The organism is Kitasatospora sp. NPDC057595 (genome assembly GCF_042800875.1).
GTDB lineage: Bacteria > Actinomycetota > Actinomycetes > Streptomycetales > Streptomycetaceae > Kitasatospora.
In genome coordinates, this window is the sequence record NZ_JBHVGL010000016.1 from 60,971 (window position 1) to 77,116 (window position 16,146).

Sequence of the window (16,146 nt, forward strand, 5' to 3'; positions counted from 1 at the left end):
GCCATGCGCGGCCGAACGCAACGCCCTCGTCAGTACTCCTCGGCCTCCAGGACGTCGTCCTCGGTGATCTCGTGGGCGGTCATCAGGGCGGCCGCCTCCTCGGTGGCGCCGCGCAGGCGCAGGGCGCGGACCAGGAGCAGTGCCGGGTCCCAGGGGTGGTCCGCGGTGGCGAGGGCGGCGCGGGCGGCCTCCTCGGCGGCGGCCGGGGCGTTGAGGCGCAGGTGCTCCTCGCCCAGCTCGGTCAGGACGGCGCCGAGTTCGTCGGTGAGGTCGTCGCTCTCGGCCGGGCCGGTGGCGCGGTGGTGTTCCAGGAGGGTGCGGGCGGTGGTGAGCCGGTCGGCGGCCTCGCGGTGACGGCCGACCGCGCGGATCTGGTCGACGTAGCCGCGCAGGATGGCCACGACCTCCCTGGTGGGCACGGCGGCGGGGGTCGGGAGGTCCTCGGTGAGGATCGCGTCGAGGGTGGTGCGGGCCTCGGTCAGGATGTCCCGCAGGGTGCCGGTCTCCGTCTCCGTTTCGCTGTAGGGGTGGCGCCACATCGCCTGGACCAGCGCGCGGAGGCCCTCGGTCCGCCGGCCGGCGGCGGCGAAGCTCCGCGCCGCGGCGAGGTAGCGGGCGGCCGAGTCGGCGCCGTAGCCGAGCAGGTCGCCGAGGTCGGCCTCCAGTTCGGGCCGGGACGGCAGCGAGGCCGGCCGCACGGCGTCGTCCGTGTCGTCCAGGAGCTGGCGCAGCCGCTCGGCGGCGTCGGCGTGGTCGCCGGTCTCCTTGCCGATCCGGGCGAGCAGCCAGCGGCAGGCGGCCGCCTCCTCGGGCGTTCCGTACCGGTCGAGTTCGCGCACCGCCTCCTCGGCGGCCGCGGCCGCCTCGGCGAAGCGGTCGGCGCCGAGCAGGGTCTCGGTGAGCTCGACGCGGGTGCGGGCGGCGGCGGCCCGGTCGCCGGCCGCGACGAGGGTGGCGACCCGGTCGGTGAGGCGGTGGACGCGCTCGCCGCTGCGCGAGCGCGGGTCCCGGCCGGAGCCCGCCGGCGGGGCGGGCTCACCGATCGGTCCGGCGACCATCCACTCGCGGATCCGGGTGCTCTCGACGGTGTTGCCGTTGCGCTCGTCGAACCGGGCCGCCACGCCGAGGGCGCGCTCGCGCAGTTCGGCGGCGAGCACGGTGACCGGGGTGTCCGGGCGGCGCCGGCCGTCGACGGTGGGGAAGCGCAGCAGCAGTTCGCCGTCGCCGCCCGCCTCCACCGCCGACAGCACCGCGACGGCCGCCGCGGCGAAGTCCATCTCGGCCATCGGGGTCCGCGCCCGGTCCAGCCAGGACAGGTGGCGTTCGATCAGGTCGAGCCCGCGCCCCGGGTCGCCGCTCCACACGCAGAACAGCACGTTCGGGGCCAGCGTGTCGAGGTTGTGCGCGCTGTCCCGGATCCGCCGGTACGCGACGCGGTGCGCCTCGGCGGCCTGCTCGGCGCGACCGGTCCGCAGGTAGGGCAGCAGCAGTTCGGAGTTGATCCACTGCGGCTGCTCGGTGCAGCCCGAGCGGCGGGCCGGCTCGCCGATCCGGATCGCCTCCTCGTCCCGGCCGAGCGCCACCAGCGTGCGCACCTGGCTGCTCGGGACGCAGCCGGAGCAGTCCGAGAGGCCGTCGCGCCGGGTGAGCGCCATCCGTTCGTAGTGCTCCTGGGCGCCGGCGAGGTCGCCGACGGCCTCGGCCAGCAGTCCGCGGTGCTGGTGGACGGCGTGCATGCTGTGGCCGCCGCGCCGGTAGCGCCGTTCCATGTCGTCGAGCAGGTCGGCCGTCCGCCGCAGCGGGATCTCGGGGAACTCCTGGACGGTGGAGACCATCCACTTGAACTGCCAGAGAAGGTCGTGTTCGTAACCGCTCTGGAAGCGCTCCGGCTCGCGGTCGTAGGCCGCCAGGCACCAGGAGAAGGTGAGGAGGGCCTTGGCGGGCGCCCAGCTGTGCTGGAACACGTTGGTGGCCTGCATCCGTGCCTCGAAGGCGAACTCGGTGAGCCCGAGGGCGTCGGCGTGGCGGATCACCTCCTCCAGGGCGGCGAACTTCGGGGCCCCGTCGGGCATGCCGTGGGTGCTGCGGAGGAGTTCGCGCAGTTCCTGTTCGGTCCGGCTCACGCTGCGCCTCCGGCGACGGCCCGGCCGATCAGGCCGAGGAAGGACTGGTTGAGGGCCGCGGTGTCGGCGGGCCGCAGCGGGTGGTGGCCGAGCAGCAGCGCCTGGACGTAGAGGCCCTCCAGGCACATCGCGCGCAGCTCCGGCTCGGCGAGCGAGAGGACCTGCCGGGCCAGCGGGTTGCGGTGGTTGAGGACCAGCCGGGGCCGGGGTTCGCCGTGGCTCTGGAAGCTGCCGAGGATCGCCGCCCAGGTCTCGTCCACCTGCTCGCGGGCGCCGCGCACGTCCAGCTGGAAGGCGGTGTCGTCGTCGAGCAGGTAGAGGGCGGGCAGGCCGGAGGGTTCGAAGGAGCGCACCAGCAGGTCGCAGCCGAGCCGGGCGAGGACCGGGTCGGCGGCGGCGAGGAAGGGCGCGAGTGCCCGCTCGTCGGCCGGTTCCAGCCGCGCCAGGTGGGTGGTGAGGTCGGCGGCGCGCAGCTGCTCGGTCTCCAGCGAGCGGTCCACGGTGGCGAACCGGTCGATCAGTTCGGCGTCGTAGACGTAGCCGGCGTTGACGACGGCGAGTCCCTGGGCGGCGGCGACCGGCGCCAGCTGGCGGAACTCGTCCAGCAGCGGGGTGTAGCGCAGCCGTCCGTAGCGGGCGGTGAACTCGGCCAGGGTCAGCGGGCCGACGTTGGTCTCCATCGGCCAGAACTCGGTGACCAGTCCGAGCATATCGTCGTCGTGCAGGGCGAGCGCCTTGACGCCCAGGTGGTGCACCCGCAGGAAGGAGCGCAGCCGGGCCGGCTCCTGGACGCTGAGGCGCACCAGCCAGCCGCGCAGCCGGTCGCCCAGGGCCTCCCGGGTCGCCTCCAGCAGCGAGTCCTCGTAGAGCGCCTCGCGGCTGGCGGTGGGCCGCAGTTCGGTGGTGTCCACGACGCAGCGCACGAAGAACGCCCATTCGGGCAGCAGCCGTTCGGCGCCCTCGGAGAGCAGCATCTGCTTGAGGTAGACGCGGTGCGCCGCCGGGACGGCCGGGTTGGCCGGCATCGGCAGCACGAAGGCGACGCCGCGCAGGCCGGCCTCGGCCGCGGCGATGTCGATGACGTCGAAGGGCGCGAAGCCGAACACCTCCTCGCAGTACGCCTCCAGGCGGGCGCGGCGCTCGGCGGCGTTCTCGTCCCCGGGGCGGTCCCAGGGGGCCGGTCCGCCGGTCACCGGCTCGCCATCGACGGTGACCGGGTACGGCAGCCGGGCGCCGTAGTGGGCGACCAGTTCGGTGACGGCGCGGCGGGTCAGCAGGTGCTCGCTGCCGGGGCGCGGACGCAGGGTGACGGTGGTGCCGGGCTCGGGGCGCTGCTGGTCGGCGGGGGCCGGGGCCAGCGTGTAGCCGCCGTCGGAGCGGCCGTGCCACCGGACGGTGGGGCCGTCGCCGCGGCGGGTGTCCACCTCGATGGCGTCGGAGACCATGAAGCAGGAGAGCAGTCCGATGCCGAACTGGCCCATGAACTCGTGCCGGGCGAAGCCGAGCTCGTCACGCTTGGAGCTGCGGCCGATGGTCGCGAGCAGTTCGTGCACCTGGGCCTCGCTCAGCCCGATGCCGTTGTCGCTGATCGTCAGCGAACCGTCGCCGGTCGCCTCGCCGGAGGAGATGGCGATCCGGGCGGTGTGCGGGGCGGCGGCCGCGTCGTGCGCGCGCACGGCGGTGACGGCGTCGACGGCGTTCTGCAGCAGTTCGCGGACGTACACCTGCGGGCTGGTGTAGAGGTGATGGCTCAGCAGATCGACTATTCCGCGCAGGTCGACGCGAAACGTTTGGCTCACGGATTCATCTCCCGGGTCGTGTTGGGAGCACCCTAGGGCCGGGCGCCGACACACGGGAGCGAATTTCGCGCGGGGGTTCGATCGGCGGAGCCGCGGTACCGCGGCTCACGGGCCCGGTCCCGGCGCGCGGACGCCCCGGTCCGCCGCACGGGCGGGCCGGGGCGTCACCCGGACCAGGGGTCAGGGGCGGGCGGTGACGAGCGCCTCGATGGCGGGGACGACGGCCGCCGGGCTCGGCAGGGCGTCGTTCTCGGCGCGCAGCCGCTCGGCTCCCTCCCGCAGGACCGGGTCGGTGACGAGTCGGGTGAGCAGCGCGGTGTCGACGTCCGCGGAGGAGGAGCTCAGCGCGGCCCCGCTCGCGACCAGGGTCTCGGCCACCGTGAAGTTGTCCGCGCCCTGGGGCAGCAGGAGTTGCGGCAGACCGGCCTGCATCCCGGTGAGGGTGCTGCCGGAGCCGCCGTGGTGGACGACCGCGTCGCACACCCGCAGCAGTTCGGCGAGCGGCACCCACGGCAGCGGGTGGACGTTGGCCGGCAGGCCGCCCAGGTCGGCGAGGTCGGCGTCGCCGACGGCGAGCAGGAACTCGGCGTCGGCCCCGGCGGCGGCCGCGACCAGCGGCGCGATGGCGTCCAGCCCGTCTATCCCGGCGATCACCGTGCCGAGGGTGACGGCGACCCGCGGCCGCACACCGCGGTGCAGCAGCGCGGCGGGGACGACGCCGCCGCCGTTGTACGGGACGTAGCGCATCCGCAGGCCGCCCGGGTCGCCGCCGAGCGAGGCCGGCACGATGTTCAGCGGGGTGGAGGCGGCGGGCCCGGCCACGCCGTGCTTCTCGTAGACGTCGGTGAAGCGGGCGGCCAGCCGGGCGGCCATGTCGAGGCCGGAGCTGAGGCCGAAGTTCTGCAGCGCCGCCGGGATGCCGAGCTTGGCCGCGACCAGCTGGGCGGAGGCCAGACAGGAGTCGTGGACGATCAGCTGGGCGTCCCAGCCGGCGGCCACGGCCAGCAGGTCGTCCACGGTGGAGCGCGACGCGAGCGCGAAGGCGGCGGCGCCGACCTCCATGATCTCCTCCTGGGTGAGGTCCGGCTGCGCGTAGTGCGCCTGGCTGCCGGCGACCTCCTCGAAGGCCTCCCGTACGGTCCGCCCGTCGCCGATCTCGACGATCGGGAACCCGGCCTGTCGGAGTTCCTCCATCGGCCGCGGACTGGCGAACAGCACCTCGTGCCCGGCGGCCCGGACGGCCTGGGCGGTCGGCACCATCGGGAAGAGGTGGCTCGGTGCGGCCGGGCCGGTGAAGAGAATGCGCACAACGGTCTCCTGGTCGTTCTCGGGTCGGTCGTCCTCGGATCGCGCGGGGAGCGATCCGCTCGCCCCCTCAACTGACGCACGATCAGTTGCTCTTCCCTGTGGGATCGATAATCGGACGTTCCGGTGCGCGGCGGTGGGAGGCCGGAGGGCTTGTGTTTCCCGGTGGCGGCGCGCGGCGCGCGGAACGCGCCGGGGCCCGCCCGTTCCGGCGGAGCACCGGAACGGGCGGGTGGGAGCGGCAGCGCGGGTCGCCGGGGCGGAGCCGGGCCAGGGAGCGCGACCTGGCCTGTTCCCGCCGTTCACGGACCGCCTCGGCGGACTCGGCGGACTCGGCGGACTCGGCGGACTCGGCGCGGAACGCGCCCCCGCGTGCGCCGCCCGCGTGCGGCGCCCGCCGTCTCAGCGCCCGCCGTCTCGGCGCCGGGCGGCGGAGCGGTCCAGGAAGCGGCGCAGGCCGTCGCGCACGCCCTCGGTGGGGACGGTGGCGGCGAACCAGGCGGCCTCGACGGCCAGGCCCTCCTCGATCGGCAGGTTGATGCCCCGGGTCACCGCCCGCAGGCAGGCGGTCACCGCGGTCGGCGCGTGCCGGGTGATCCGGGCCGCCAGCCCGCGGGCCGCGTCGAGCAGCTCACCGGCCGGCACCACGGCGTTGACCAGGCCGATCTCGGCCGCGCGGGCGGCCGGGACCGGGTCGCCGGTGAGGATCAGCTCCAGCGCGCGCTTGCGCCCGACATGGCGCGGCAGCCGCTGCGAGCCGCCGAAGGGCGGCGGGAAGCCGAGGGTGATCTCCGGCTTGGCGAAGGTCGCGTGCTCGGCGGCCAGGGCCAGCGGCGCGGCCTCGGTGAGCTCGCACCCGCCGCCGTAGGCGAGGCCGTTGACGGCGGCGATGACCGGCTTGGGGAACTCCTCGACGCGCCGGGTCAGCGCGTGCCCGCGCCGAACGATCTCGCGCAGCGCCGTCTCGGGCCCGTCCGCGGAGCGGGCGATGCTGCCCGCCAGCGAGGGGATGTCCGCGCCCGCGCTGAAGGCGCGGTCGCCGGCGCCGGTGAGGATCACCGCCCGCACGGCGTCGTCGCGCTCGATCGCGTCGAGCCGCGCGAGCAGCGCGTCGATGGTCGGGTAGTCGAGCGCGTTGAGCTTGCTCTCGCGGTCGATGGTCAGGACGGCGACGTCGCCGTCGCGGGTGCTGCGCACGGTCATGCCCGTACTCCGTTTCCGCTGGCCGGGTTCGTCGCCGAGGCTAGGAGCGGGAAGGCAGGGCAATCCAGGAATTGTCCTGGATACACTTCACCGGCCGGCTCCCCTCCCGCTCCCCTCCCCCCTCCGTTCCAGCGACAGGTGCCCGCATGCGACCGCCCGCCTACAAGGCCATCGTCGACGAGTACGCCGCCGCGATCCGCTCCGGCGCGCTGCCGGCCGGCACCCGGCTGCCGACCCACCGCGCGCTCGCCCACCAGCGCGGCGTCGCCCCGGCCACCGCCACCCGGGTCTACGCCGAACTGTCCGCCGCCGGACTGGTGGTCGGCGAACAGGGCCGGGGCACCTTCGTCCGGGTCCGCTCCGGCTACGACGGCCTCGAACCCTCCCGCGCCCTCCCGGTGCCCAGGGTCGCCGACCTGTCGTTCAACCAGCCGCTCTCCCCCGGCCAGGACGACGACCTGCGGCAGGCCCTGCGCACGCTCGCCGCCTCCGGCGACGTCACCGCGCTGCTGCGCCAGCACCCGCCCGGCGGCCACCGGCACGACCGGGCCGCCGTGGCCACCTACCTGCTGGAGCGCGGCATCGACACCGCCCCGCGCAACGTGCTGCTCGCCGGCGGGGCGCAGCAGGCGCTGGACTGCGTGCTGCGCGCGGTCACCCGCCCCGGCGACGTGCTGGCGGTCGACGCGCTCAGCTACCCGGGGATCAGACTGCTCGCCGCCGACCGCGGTCTGGAGCTCGCCCCGGTGCCGGTCACCCCGGCCGGCCCGGACCTGGACGCGCTGGAGCGGCTGTGCCGGGCCCGCCCGGTGCGCGCCGTCTACACCATGCCCACCGTGCACAACCCGCTCGGCTGGGTCCTCGACGGCGGGCGGCGCGAGCGCCTGATCGCCCTCGCCCGCCGCCACGAGGTCCTGCTGATCGAGGACGGCACCTACGCCTTCCTGGAGACCGCGCCGCCTCCCCCGCTGCGGGCCCTCGCCCCCGAGCGCACCTGCTACGTCGCCGGGCTGTCCAAGAACGTCGCCCCCGGCCTGCGGTTCGGCTTCGCCGTCGTGCCCGACGCCTGGCTGCGGCCGGTGACGAGCGGTCTGCGCACCGCCGCCTGGGGAGCGCCCGGGCTGGTCACCGCGGTCGCCACCGGCTGGCTGGCCGACGGCACGGTGGCCCGGCTGGAGCGCGAGCGCCGGGCCGACGCCGCCGAGCGCCAGGGCGTCGCGCGCGCCGCGCTGGCCGGCCTGGACGTCCGGGCGCACCCCGCCTCCCACCTGCTGTGGCTGGGGCTGCAGCCGCACCAGCGCCCGGACCACGTCGCCGCGGTGCTCGCCGAGGAGGGCATCCTGGTGTCGACGGCGGACGCCTTCGCCACCGGCCCGTACCGCCCCGCCGCCCTGCGCCTCGCCCTGGCCACTCCCCCGCGCGCGGAACTCGCCGGCGTGCTGGGCCGGCTGCGGGCCGCGATCGAGTCCGTCGCGCCGTGAGACCGTGGCGTCCCCGGTGCCGTCGAAGCGGTGTTCCGGTCGACGGCGTGCGCCCGGCGCCGCTTCCTCTATCCTCTACGTCAGGTGTCGGGCAGGGGGCCCGGGTTGTTGTCCTTGGGGGTGTGTGTGGTCACCGGTCGAGTGGTGCGGTACGACAGTGTGCGCGGGTACGGGTTCATCGCTCCGGACCACGGCGGGGAGGACGTCTTCCTGCACGTCAACGACATGCTGATGCCCGAGTCCCTGGTGCACTCGGGTCTGGTGGTGGAGTTCGAGATGGAGGAGGGCGACCGGGGGCTGAAGGCCTCCTCGGTGCGCCTGCCCAAGGGGGCGCCGGGCCGGCCGGCCGGCCCGGCGGTGCCCGCGGCCCGGGTGGCGGCGGCCGAGGGCGACGACGCGGAGTGCGACGTCCTGACCTCGGCGGAGCTCCTGCTGGAGGTGACGGAGCTGCTGCTGGAGCACGCGCCGTCGCTCACCGGCGAGCAGGTCCTGAAGGTGCGCAACGCCATGCTGCAGTGCGCGAAGGGCCACGGCTGGACCGAGGGCTGAGCCCCGGCGTCCCCGGCAGTGCCGTCGGGGGGGGCCCCCCCCCCCCGGGGGGCCGGCCCGACGCTCGTACGGGGTGACCGACGGTCACGGTCCTACGGGGTGACCGGAGGCCCTACGGGATGACCGACGATCAGAAGAGCACGTCGGTGCAGGAGTAGAACGCGTTCGCGGTGTCCGCGACGTCCCAGACCGCGACGACCACGTGGTGCCCGGTGCGGCCCGTGGGGAGGGTCGCGGTGTGCTTGGTGACGGCGTCGGGCTGGCGGCGGTTGTAGGGAACCGTCAGGAACGGCGTCAGGTCCAGGCTGGCCCGGGTGATCTTCTGGGTCGGGTCGTAGCCCTGCTTGGTCAGGAAGTAGCGGAAGTTGGTGGTCGAGTGCCGGGCCTCGATCTCCCAGGTGAAGGTCTGCTGGCCGCCGGCCGTCACCTTGGTGGTCGGCCAGTTCCCGTTGCGCGGGTTGTCCAGCGGCGCCCAGCGGGCGTCGGCGCCGGCGCAGATGGTGCCGTCGGCGGGGCCGCCGGACGGGAAGCCCTTCGGGCCCTCGACGCTCTGCGGCTCCCACTGGATGTCGCCGCAGTTCTGGACGACACCCGCGCCGCACAGGGCCGAACGGCTCGGCGGGAGGTTGATGAACCCGTGCGAGTTGGCCGGGACGGCCATCGCGAGCGGGACGGCGACCGCGGCCAGGGCGGCGCCGACGATGTGGCGTTTGCGCATGATGCTCCTCCGTGGGGGGATGGAGAGTTGTGCCCGACGCAGGAGGCGCGCGTGGGGGTGCGCCAGCCGGGTGGATCTTGGCATGCCTGCGCCAGGTGAATGCCCATACCGTAGGGAGCGCGACGCCCACCGTCAATGGTCTGGACCAGTTTGACGTCCGGTCAATCGGCGGTCACCGCTGTCGAGTTGCGCCCGTGGTCAGCGCGGTCGGCCGGGGTCGCCGGGGTGGGGTTCGAGCGCCGTCACCGTGACGGCCGTCCACGGGCGCGGCGGCCGGGTGCCGAGGACCGGCCCGGCCGCCGGTCAGTGGCGGATCGCCGGCGCCGACTCGCCGTAGACCCGCAGCAACTGGTGGGAATGCAGCCAGCGCAGCTCGGCGCCGCAGGCGCGCAGCGCCATGCCGAGGGCGTGCCGCATCGCCCCGTTGACCGCCGTCCGGGCGGTGGCGGCCCGGGCCGCCTCCGGCAGGTCGCTGTCGGCCAGGTCGGCGAGCCCGCGGGACGGGTTCCAGCCCAGGTCCGCCGCCCCGTCCCGGTCGCCCGTGCCGCCGGTCGGCACGCAGCGGGCGAGGGTGACGCCGGTGGCGCCGAGGTGCGGGGCGAGCGGCAGGCCGGCGAGGGCCGCGCTGCGGCGGACGGTGCCGACGACGCCCGCCGGAAGGCCGAGTTCGACCGGGGTCGGCCCGGCGGGCCGGGCCACCAGGACGCCGGGCGGCACCCGCAGGGCACCGTCGACCGCGGCCCGGCCGTCGACCCGCAGCTCCCGGCCGACCCGGTCCCGGCCGGTCTCCAGCCCGAAGGCCGGCAGGAACTCGGCGAGCGCGTTCTCCATGGCCGTCGCCACCAGGTCCTGGGCCGGGCCGGCCGCCTGGCCCGGTTCCGCCATGGCGGCGGCGCCGGTCAGGCGCGGGGACGGCAGCCAGTCCAGGGCGGCCACGCCCTGGCACCGGTCACGGTCGTCGACGGGGCGCGCGGGGCGGATGCGCACGCCGGGCCCCTGGTCGCCGAAGGCGACCGGCAGGCCGGCCAGCAGCACCGCGTCGGTGAGGCGGTCGGCCAGGGCGGGATCGACCCGGCCGGCGGGCGGTCCGGCGTCGGCCGGGGAGGGCGGCTGCCGGTGCGACGGGGTAGTCAACGGTGCGGGCCCTTCGGAGCGGTCCCCCGGCGACGGGGGACGGGGAGAGGACGGGGGGCGCGGTCGCCGGCTTGTCCGGCGCGCCGTCGAACTCCCGTTCCCCGGCCCTCGCATCCTCAAACGCCGTACCCGGCGGGCAGGATGGGGCCGCCACCCGGCACGGGACCGGGCTCCGCACGGCCCGCCCACCGCCGTCAACAGGCACTATCAGCCACTCCCCGCGGCAGACACCCGCGTTCCGGCCGATCGTCCCGGTTCGGGTTGACCGCCAAATTGGTCCATGCCACTTTCTGATCGCGCGGCCCGCCACCTCCTCCCCCACCACAGCCGAGGTGAACCCGGGCTCCCCTCCGCCGGTGCCGCGCGCCCACCCCCACACCAGGAGAGGAACCCCATGACCGCACGCACCAGCCGCCGGCTCCCCCGCCTGCGCGCGACGCTCGCCACCGCCGTCGCCGCCGGGCTCGGCGCCGCGCTGCTCGGCGCCCTGCCGGCGGCGGCCGCCGGCGAGCCGCTCGCCGTGCAGTACCGCAACGGCGGCAGCGGCACCGCCCAGGCCTCGCCGTGGCTGAAGGTCGTCAACACCGGCTCCGCGCCGGTCGCCCTGGACCAGGTCAAGCTGCGCTACTACTTCCGCTCCGACTCCCCCTTCGCCGCGTACCGCTTCGCGTGCGACTGGGCCGTCCGGGGCTGCGCCAACGTCACCGGCACCATCGGCACCATCAGCGAGCCGGGCGCGGCCGCCGACCGCTACCTGGAGATCGGCTTCACCGCGGGCGCCGGCACACTGGCCCCCGGGGCCGACAGCGGAGACCTGCAGCTGCGCGTCCACCGCACCGACTGGCAGGTCATGGACCAGGGCGACGACTACTCCTTCGGCGCCGCGCAGAGCGGGTACGCGAACTGGGCCAAGGTCACCGCCACCGTCGCCGGGGTCCAGGTCTGGGGCACCGCCCCCACCAAGCCGCCCGTCCCGGCCGGCCCGGTGCTCTTCGACGACTTCGACTACACCGGCCACGACGACCCGGCGCTCGCCGCCCACGGCTGGAACGCGCGCTCCGGCGGCGGCGGGCCCGGTGTGGCCGGTGCCACCTGGGCGCCCGAGAACGTCACCTTCGCCAAGGAGGCCGGCAACTCGGTGATGACCCTGCGGACGTCCACCGCCGGGACCGCCGAGTCCACCCGGCAGAGCGAGTTCCACAGCCAGGCCATGAAGTTCCGCTACGGCACCTACGCCGCCCGGGTCCGCTTCTCCGACGCCCCGGTGAGCGGCCCCGACGGCGACCACCTGGTCCAGAGCTTCTTCACGATCAACGACCTCAAGGCCCCCAACGCCGACGACTACTCCGAGTACGACTTCGAGTACCTCCCCAACGGCGGCTGGGGCGAGCCCTCGAACATCTTCTTCGCCACCTCGTGGGAGACCTACGGCCCCCAGGGCAACGACAACCAGTACACCGTCTCCCGGGCCTCCTTCGCCGGCTGGCACGACCTCGCCCTGACCATCGACGACAGCGGCATCGTGTACTACGTCGACGGGGTCGAGTTCGCCCGCCACGACACCCGCTACCTCCCCGAGCGGCCGATGGTGATCGCCTTCAACCAGTGGCTCACCGACCTCGCGGGCCAGACCGGCACCGCGGCCCGCAGCTACGAGGAGCAGGTGGACTACGTACTGCACGTCAAGGACCGGGTGCTGACGCCCGCCCAGGTCGGTGCCGCCGTCGCCGCCTACCGCGCCGCCGGGACGACCTTCACCGACACCGTGCCCGCGCCCTGATCCCGACCCCGTGCGGTACCCGGCCGCCCCACCGGCGGCCGGGTACCGCGGGGGCGCTCGGGGCGTGTGCGAAGCGAACCGGGGGCGCTCAGCGCTTCGTCCACGACCGCAGGACCGCGAGCAGTACGGCGGACAGGTGGCGGCCGGGGCCTGCGGGGCCCCCGGCGGAACGGGTGGCGGCCGGGGAAAACCGCAGGCCGGAGGGGTCCGGCCGGAGAACCCCGCCGGCAAACCCGCGCACGGGAGCCCGGCGCTCACCACCCGCACCACGGGGCGCCCCCGTCCCACCCTTGGCCCCGGCCGCCGGGATCCGCACGATCTCCTGTGTCCGAGGCTCCGGCACCCGAGGCTCCGGTGTCCGACGCCCACCCCCCACCGCGGCAATGGGTAGTGGCCCCCATTGATCCCCGCACCGTTCCGGAGGTCCGCTGGACACCGGCCCGCCGCCGCACTCCCCCACCCGTCACAGCGAGCAAGGCCAGGTGAACGGCATGCACGACCCCCACGAACCGGTGTACCGGCCGGTCCGGCGGTCCGCGATGTACCTGCGGTGCCGCCCGTACGACCCGCACGAGGCCGACTACGTGCGCTGCGCCATGGAACAGCTGGCCCAGCGCCTCGGGCTGCCCTACCCGGACGTCTACGCCGACCACGGTCTGGGCACCCGCGGCCCGCTGCCGGCCCTGGCGAGCCTGCTGACGGCCGCCGAACGCGGCTGGCTGGACGTGGTGCTGGTACCGGGCCCGTTCGTGTTCTCGCTCGACGACCGAACGGCGGCGGACACCGTCCGGCGCCTCGCCAGGGCGGGCTGCGAGGTCGTCGAGGCACCGGGCCGGGTGGTCCGCCCGACCGGTCCGCTGCTGGACCTCCCCGGTCAGGTCCGGGACCTCCCCGGTCAGCTGCGCGACGCCCCCGGCCGCCGGCACCTCGCCACTGCGGGCGCCCCGGCGCCGCTCCCCGACGCCGGTCCGGTGGCCTACGGCGCGGTCTGAGGCGGGGTCCGCGGCCCCGTGCCCCGGACCCCGCCCGACGCGGGCGGGCCGGGCGCGGGCATCATGGAGGCATGCCCGTACAGCTTCCCTCCGCTCCCGGCCGGGCCCGGTGCCGATGAACCGGCCACCGGTACCGGACGCGCCCGAGGGGCGCGCCTTCGTCGGACGGGTCCGGGAGCTCGCCCGGCTGACCGAGGGGCTGGCGCACCCGCCGGCCGTGCTGCTCGTCGAGGGCGAGGCCGGCGCCGGCAAGTCACGACTGGTCGCCGAGGCGCTGCGGGCAGTGAACACGACGGCCCCCGGCAGGACGGCCCGCGCCAGGACGGCCCCCGGCGCGAAGGAACGCGCCGTGCTCGTCGGCCGCTGCCACCCGCTGCGCGAGCCGGAGCCCTTCGGCCCCGTCGTGGACGCCCTGCGGGACGCCGCCGGGCTGCTGCCCCCGCCCGACGCGCTGCCGCCCAGCACCGGGGCGCTGCGCCGGGTGCTGCCGGACCTCGCCGACCGGCTGCCCCCCGCGCCGCCCGAGGGCGGCGAACTGCTGTCCGCCCGGCGGCTGCTGGCCCAGGGCGTGCGGGCGCTGCTGGCGGCGCTGGACGATCCGGTGCTGGTGGTCGAGGACGTGCAGTGGGCCGACGACGCGACCCTCGACCTCCTGCTGCGGCTGGCCCGCGACCTGCCGCCCCGGCTCGCCCTGGTGGTCACCTACCGCCCCGAGGACCTGCCGCCCGGCACGCCGCCGCCCACCGCCGCCCACGGCGGCGCACCCGCCGTCGGCCTGGTGCGGCTGGGCCCGCTGGACCTGACGGAGGTCGCGGAGCTGGCCCGCGCCGCGCTCGGCCCGGCGGCCACCGCCGAGGTCGCCCGGGTGCTGCACGAGCGCGGCCGGGGCCTGCCGCTGGCCGTCGCGGAGGACCTGCGGGCCCTGACGGACCGCCCGCTGCCCCGGCGGGCGGCCGACCTGACGGCCGCGCTGACGAACGCCGAGGTCCCGCGCGGGATGGTCGACGCCGCGGCCTGGCGCCTCGCCCGGCTCGGCGCGGACGGCGCGGCCGTCGTGGCCGCCGCCGCCGTGCTCGCGGTGCCCGCCGACGAGGACCTGCTCACCGCCGTCGCCGGGCTGGACGCCGCAACCGGTGCGCGGGGCCTGGCCGAGGCGCTGCACACGGCCGTCCTGGAGGAGACCTCACCCGACCGGTACGCCTTCCGCCACCCGGCGGTCGGCCGGGTCGCCCTGCGGCGGATCCCCGGGCCCGGGCGCCGGGTGCTGCACCGGCGGGCGGTCGCCGCGCTGGAGACCCTCGAGCCCCGGCCGCTCGCCCGGATCGCCGAGCACACCCTGGCCATGGGCGACCGCGCGGCCTGGCAGGACCTCGCGCAGGCCGCCGCCGACCAGGCCGTCGCGCTGGGCGACCCGGGCGGCGCCCGGCGGATGCTGCGCGGCCTGCTGGACGAGCCCGACCTCGACCCGCCCCGGCGCGGCCGGGCCGCCCTGGCGCTGGCCCGGCTCGCGGCCGACGACGTCGACCCGGCGGCCAGCGTGCAGGTGCTCAGCGGCATGGTCGCCGACCCCCGGCTGCCGGTCGCCGACCGCGGCGAGATCCGGCTCGCGCTCGGCTTCCTGACGGCCGTGCACAGCGGCAACCGGGCCGGCTTCGGCCGGATCCGCGAGTCGCTGGACGAGCTGGAGGAGCGCCCCGTCCGGGCGGCCCGGGCCATGGTCGCGATCGCCATGGACGAGCGCGACGGCGCGGGCCGGCACGCCTGGGAGTGGCTCGCCCGGGCGGACCGGCTGCTGGCGGACCACCCCGACGAGGACGTGGCCGCCGCGGTCCGGGCCACCTCGCTGACCTTCCAGGCCCGGGCCGGCGACCCGGCGGTCTGGGCCCGGCTGGACGACCTGCCGCGCGCCTCCGAGAGCCCCGAGGTGATGCGGCAGACCACCAGGGCGCTGTACAACACGGGCGAGATCGCCATCGAGCTCGGCTACGACACGCGGGCCGCGGACCTGCTGACGGAGAGCCGGCGGCTGGCCCGGCTGACGGGCATCCCGTACCTGGAGTGCTACAGCCGGCTGGCACTGATCCGGCTGGACATGCTGGCCGGGCGCTGGGACGGGGTGGAGCAGCGCTTCGCCGCGCTGGGGGCGGAGTTCGACGACCTGGCGATGGCCGGGGCCGAGCGCTCGCTGCTGTTCGGGCGGCTCGCGGCGGGCCGGGGCCGGCTGGCGCTGGCCCGGGAGGAGTTCGCGATCGCCGCCCGGTTCGGGCAGCGCGAGTCGCAGGTGACCGTCGCGCTGCGGGCCGCCGCCGGGCTCGGGGGCCTGCAGCTGCTGGAGGGCGACAGCGCCGGGGCCGCCGCGACGGTCGGCCCGGCGCTGGCCACCGCGCGACAGGCCGGCGCGTGGGCGCGCACCGCCGAGCTGCTGCCGGTCGCGGTGGCGGCGCTGCTGGCGACGGGCGGGCGGGACGAGGCCGAGGCCGTCACCGAGGAGGCGGCCGAGGCGCTCGCCGACCGGGGCGCGCCCGCCGTGTCGGCGGCGCTGGACCAGGCCCGGGGGCTGCTGCTGGCGGCGGCCGGCGAGCCGTGCGCGGTGGACGCGTTCACCCGGGCCCGCGACCGCTGGCAGGACATCGGGCGGCCGTACGAGGCGGCGCGGGCGGACGAGCGGATCGCCGCCGCGCTGGCCGCCGTCGACCGGGCCCGGGCGGCGGAGCGGATGGCGGCCGCCGAGCGGGTCTACCTCGACCTGGGGGCGACCACCGACACCGCCAGGTGCCGCAAGCTGCGCCGGGACCTGGATCTCGGCGGGATCGGCTCGCCGGGGCGCCGGGGTTACGGCAAGCAGCTGTCGCCGCGCGAGCGGCAGGTCGCGGAGCTGCTCGCGCAGGGCACCGCCAACCAGGACATCGCCCAGGCGCTCTTCCTGTCACCGCGCACGGTGGAGCATCATGTGGCGAACGTGCTGCACAAGCTGGGCACCAGCCGGGCCGGGACGGCTCAGGCGCTGGCCCGGGCCGACGCCGAGGACGCGGCGGACGGCGGTCCCGGCTGATCCGGGAGGG

Annotated in this window: 11 protein-coding genes; 5 read left to right on the plus strand and 6 right to left on the minus strand. The window is 76.4% G+C overall.

All coding sequences use genetic code 11. The features are described 5' to 3' along the window. Positions 1-29 precede the first annotated feature (29 nt). The 4 genes from ACFU9E_RS23530 to ACFU9E_RS23545 all read right to left on the minus strand — a co-directional run bounded on the left by ACFU9E_RS23530 (position 30) and on the right by ACFU9E_RS23545 (position 6,430). Positions 30-2,123 carry a hypothetical protein gene (locus tag ACFU9E_RS23530; RefSeq protein ID WP_380686172.1) on the minus strand — a complete coding sequence of 698 codons (2,094 nt, stop codon included), beginning with the start codon at positions 2,121-2,123 and terminating at the stop codon, positions 30-32. Further along, entirely contained in the window at positions 2,120-3,922 is a 1,803-nt protein-coding gene (locus ACFU9E_RS23535) for an HSP90 family protein (protein ID WP_380686170.1), read from the minus strand. The genes ACFU9E_RS23530 and ACFU9E_RS23535 overlap by 4 nt, the downstream gene beginning before the upstream one ends. A 180-nt stretch (positions 3,923-4,102) precedes the next feature. Beyond that, a complete protein-coding gene (locus ACFU9E_RS23540; RefSeq protein WP_380688973.1) occupies positions 4,103-5,230 on the minus strand; it encodes a nucleotide disphospho-sugar-binding domain-containing protein in 1,128 nt (375 codons plus the stop codon). A gap of 399 nt (positions 5,231-5,629) precedes the next feature. Next, positions 5,630-6,430: a crotonase/enoyl-CoA hydratase family protein gene (locus tag ACFU9E_RS23545; RefSeq protein WP_380688971.1), complete on the minus strand. Its 801-nt coding sequence runs from the start codon at positions 6,428-6,430 to the stop codon at positions 5,630-5,632. Between the two features lie 146 nt (positions 6,431-6,576). On the opposite strand from ACFU9E_RS23545, the gene ACFU9E_RS23550 reads away from it, so the two are divergent. Further along, a complete protein-coding gene (locus ACFU9E_RS23550) occupies positions 6,577-7,911 on the plus strand; it encodes a PLP-dependent aminotransferase family protein (protein ID WP_380688969.1) in 1,335 nt (444 codons plus the stop codon). Between the two features lie 126 nt (positions 7,912-8,037). Further along, on the plus strand, positions 8,038-8,460 hold the full coding sequence (locus ACFU9E_RS23555; protein ID WP_380715307.1) for a cold-shock protein: 423 nt from the start codon (positions 8,038-8,040) through the stop codon (positions 8,458-8,460). A gap of 130 nt (positions 8,461-8,590) precedes the next feature. Here ACFU9E_RS23555 and ACFU9E_RS23560 read toward each other — a convergent pair whose 3' ends face one another. After that, positions 8,591-9,178: a lytic polysaccharide monooxygenase gene (locus tag ACFU9E_RS23560; RefSeq protein WP_355359830.1), complete on the minus strand. Its 588-nt coding sequence runs from the start codon at positions 9,176-9,178 to the stop codon at positions 8,591-8,593. 303 nt (positions 9,179-9,481) lie between these two features. Continuing rightward, on the minus strand, positions 9,482-10,312 hold the full coding sequence (locus ACFU9E_RS23565; RefSeq protein ID WP_380689386.1) for a hypothetical protein: 831 nt from the start codon (positions 10,310-10,312) through the stop codon (positions 9,482-9,484). Positions 10,313-10,706: 394 nt separating this feature from the next. Between ACFU9E_RS23565 and ACFU9E_RS23570 the strand changes: the two genes are divergently transcribed. From ACFU9E_RS23570 to ACFU9E_RS23580, 3 genes are all read left to right on the plus strand, one after another. Next, the gene (locus ACFU9E_RS23570) at positions 10,707-12,092 is read left to right on the plus strand and encodes a cellulose binding domain-containing protein (protein WP_380689388.1); all 1,386 of its coding nucleotides are present in this window, start codon (positions 10,707-10,709) and stop codon (positions 12,090-12,092) included. A 491-nt stretch (positions 12,093-12,583) separates the two neighbouring features. Continuing rightward, positions 12,584-13,084, plus strand: a complete 501-nt coding sequence (locus ACFU9E_RS23575; RefSeq protein WP_380689630.1) for a hypothetical protein — start codon at positions 12,584-12,586, stop codon at positions 13,082-13,084. A gap of 115 nt (positions 13,085-13,199) precedes the next feature. Beyond that, positions 13,200-16,136, plus strand: coding sequence for an AAA family ATPase (locus ACFU9E_RS23580; RefSeq protein WP_380715309.1), 2,937 nt, complete (start codon positions 13,200-13,202; stop codon positions 16,134-16,136). Positions 16,137-16,146 lie beyond the last annotated feature (10 nt).

What these genes read in the sequence shown, in the direction of transcription:
- ACFU9E_RS23545 (WP_380688971.1), bottom strand. Translation starts at nt 6,430, where the DNA reads ATGACCGTGCGCAGCACCCGCGACGGCGACGTCGCCGTCCTGACCATC.
- ACFU9E_RS23550 (WP_380688969.1), top strand. Translation starts at nt 6,577, where the DNA reads ATGCGACCGCCCGCCTACAAGGCCATCGTCGACGAGTACGCCGCCGCG.
- ACFU9E_RS23560 (WP_355359830.1), bottom strand. Translation starts at nt 9,178, where the DNA reads ATGCGCAAACGCCACATCGTCGGCGCCGCCCTGGCCGCGGTCGCCGTC.
- ACFU9E_RS23570 (WP_380689388.1), top strand. Translation starts at nt 10,707, where the DNA reads ATGACCGCACGCACCAGCCGCCGGCTCCCCCGCCTGCGCGCGACGCTC.
- ACFU9E_RS23575 (WP_380689630.1), top strand. Translation starts at nt 12,584, where the DNA reads ATGCACGACCCCCACGAACCGGTGTACCGGCCGGTCCGGCGGTCCGCG.
- ACFU9E_RS23580 (WP_380715309.1), top strand. Translation starts at nt 13,200, where the DNA reads ATGAACCGGCCACCGGTACCGGACGCGCCCGAGGGGCGCGCCTTCGTC.